Annotated in this window: 4 protein-coding genes; 3 read left to right on the forward strand and 1 reads right to left on the reverse strand. The window is 27.5% G+C overall.

All coding sequences use genetic code 11. The annotated features are described in order from the left end of the window. Nucleotides 1–729: Cof-type HAD-IIB family hydrolase (locus ACRC28_RS13085; RefSeq protein ID WP_438543895.1), on the forward strand; the 729-nt coding region annotated here is incomplete at its 5' end. A gap of 52 nt (nt 730–781) precedes the next feature. On the opposite strand, the gene ACRC28_RS13090 is transcribed toward ACRC28_RS13085, so the two are convergent. Continuing rightward, nucleotides 782–1192: a hypothetical protein gene (locus tag ACRC28_RS13090; protein ID WP_438543896.1), complete on the reverse strand. Its 411-nt coding sequence runs from the start codon at nt 1190–1192 to the stop codon at nt 782–784. A 166-nt stretch (nt 1193–1358) separates the two neighbouring features. Here ACRC28_RS13090 and ACRC28_RS13095 point away from each other — a divergent pair, with 166 nt between their 5' ends. Both ACRC28_RS13095 and ACRC28_RS13100 read left to right on the forward strand, forming a co-directional pair. Continuing rightward, entirely contained in the window at nt 1359–2078 is a 720-nt protein-coding gene (locus ACRC28_RS13095) for a YdcF family protein (RefSeq protein ID WP_438543897.1), read from the forward strand. Nucleotides 2079–2228: 150 nt separating this feature from the next. Continuing rightward, nucleotides 2229–2629: GntR family transcriptional regulator (locus ACRC28_RS13100; RefSeq protein ID WP_438543898.1), on the forward strand; the 401-nt coding region annotated here is incomplete at its 3' end.

Genomic DNA, 2629 nt, shown 5'->3' on the forward strand with positions numbered 1-2629 from the left:
GAAGCTATAAGAAAAGCTAGAGAAAAAGGCGTATATGTAGTTTTAGCATCAGGAAGACCAATTGATGGACTTTTAAAATATTTAGAAGAATTAGATTTAATAAGCGATGATGATTATGTATTAAGCTATAATGGATGCTTAGTTCAAAAATGTAAATCAAGAGATGTTATTTGTGATATAGCTATAAATGGAGAAGATTTAAATCATCTTTATAACTTAAGTAGAAAAGTTGGAGTAAACATACATGCTTTCTCAAAAGATAGAGGTCTTATAACTCCAAAGAATAGTAAATACACTCAATATGAGGCAGACCAAAACTTTATAACAGTAACTGAAGTTTCACATGATAACTTAGATTACAATGAAGAAATAATAAAAATAATGATGATAGATGAACCAGAAGTCTTAGAAGCTGGAATAAATAAATTACCAAAAGAATTATGGGATAAATATAGCGTTGCAAGAAGTACACCATTCTTCTTAGAATTCTTCAACAAAGAAGCAAACAAAGGTCTTGGAGTAAAAATGCTTGCAGACCATTTAGGAATTAAAAAAGAAGAAATCATAACAATGGGTGACGAAATGAATGATTACCCAATGATTGAATATGCAGGGCTTGGTATAGTTATGGAAAATGGAGCTTCAGAAATGAAAGAAATAGCTGACTATATAACAGATTCAAATGACAATGATGGAGTAGCAAAAGCTATAGAAAAATTTGTTTTATAATAATAAAAATTCCACAGTTAATTCTGTGGAATTTTTTTATTTAACAATAGTTTTAATCCTTTAATAAAGAGATATAGTCATTTACATCATCAAAATCTGATGAATAAGATACTGGAATTTCATCAATATTTTTCATCTTAATAGGATTACCATCATTAACATTTTTTATGGTTAGTTCAAAAGTATTTTCTTTACTTAAGGAAATATCTATTGATTTATTATTTCCATTTAAAGAGTAAGTTTTATCCTTTAGTTCATCATAAGTTCCTAGATTAACCTCTCTTTGGTCTATATATTGGATAAAGCTTGTTTTATCTGGATAGATTGAAATTGTGATAATATGATTATCACTTGTTCTTCCACTTTGATAACAGCCCTTTAGAATGCTATTGTTAGCATTTCCACAAGCACTAAATAAAAGAACACTAATTAAAGATAAAAGTATAAGTGATAGCTTTTTCATTTTATTCCCCTTTAAAATATAGTTTGTTAACTTGATTATATACAAAAAATGGAAAAAACAAAGAGGTTAGAGAAAAATATAAGTAATATTATTTTAAAGCAATTGTCATAAAGCTGTAACGTTACAAAAGGAAATGTATAGTAAAATCACTAAGGAGGTGAAAACTATGTTAAGAAATTTGAAAGTAGTAACATTTCTGTTTTTTTGTTTGGCAGTAGTATTTCTGATTTTAGTAATAGGGATAATTTATTTTATAAAGAATAAAAAAAATATAAAAAGTAAAAAAGTTAGAGTAGTAGGATATATTATTTCAGGTGTTGTTGGAATTACTATAATAAGTTATGTTTTATTTGAAGGTATATATGTTTATCATATGTATACAAACAAAAATGTAAACAATGTAGGAAATTATAAGTATGAGATAATTCTAGGTGGAGGATTGAATGGAGACAAGCCAGGTCCTATGTTGGAGAATAGATTAAATTTAGGAATTGAATATCTAAATTTACATAAGGATACAAAGGTCATTGTATCTGGTGGTCAAGGTTCAAATGAAGAGGTTTCAGAAGCTTTAGCTATGAGGAACTATTTAATGGAGCATGGCATAAATAAGGATAGAATATTAGAAGATAATAAATCAAAAAATACTGTTCAAAATATAGCTTTTTCAAAGAAAATTTTAGAGGAACAAGGAGCTATAAATGATACAGCGTTAATAGTTACAGATGATTTTCATCTTTATAGAGCAGAGCTTATAGCTAATGAATTAGGTGTAAAAAATACTGGGATTGGATGCAAGAGTGATTGGAAGGTTAGTTTAACATATACTATATTAGCATTTCCAAATACTATAAAGTCTTTAATAGATGGCTTAAAATATATATAGTGAAAAAGAGTTTTGAAAATTTCAAAGCTCTTTTTTATATAAAAAATTCTTTTGTTAAATTTAATAAACAAAGATTTAACCCAAAGATAACACTATTTTTGAAGGAAGAAGCTTAAGAAAAATAGAAAGAGTTTTTAAGGGGTGAATGTTTTGAATAGTTATGAGAGAAGAAGAAATGTTATTGATTATATAACGGAAAAAATTGTTAAGGGGGATTTTAAGAAGGATGAAAAGGTACCTTCAGATAGAGAGGTTTCAGAGCTTTTTAATATATCAAGGTTTGACACGCGGAAGGCTTTTGAAGCTCTTGAAGGAATGGGTTATATTTATTCTCTTCAAGGGAGGGGAAGGTTTGTTAAGAGAACTTTTAAAAGGATTAAGTTTCAATTTTTAAGTAATAAAGGTTTTAGTGAAAAGCTAAAATGTTATGGAGATGTGAAGACTGAAAATTTAAAGATAAAAAGGATTGAGTATGATAAGAGGATTTATGAAAAGCTCCATCTTTCAAAGGAGGCTAAAGTATATAAGCTTTTAAGAGTAAGAAGTTTAGA

It is taken from the genome of Clostridium sp., assembly GCF_051650885.1.
Lineage (GTDB): Bacteria > Bacillota > Clostridia > Clostridiales > Clostridiaceae > Clostridium.

What these genes read in the sequence shown, in the direction of transcription:
- ACRC28_RS13090 (WP_438543896.1), bottom strand. Translation starts at nt 1,192, where the DNA reads ATGAAAAAGCTATCACTTATACTTTTATCTTTAATTAGTGTTCTTTTA.
- ACRC28_RS13095 (WP_438543897.1), top strand. Translation starts at nt 1,359, where the DNA reads ATGTTAAGAAATTTGAAAGTAGTAACATTTCTGTTTTTTTGTTTGGCA.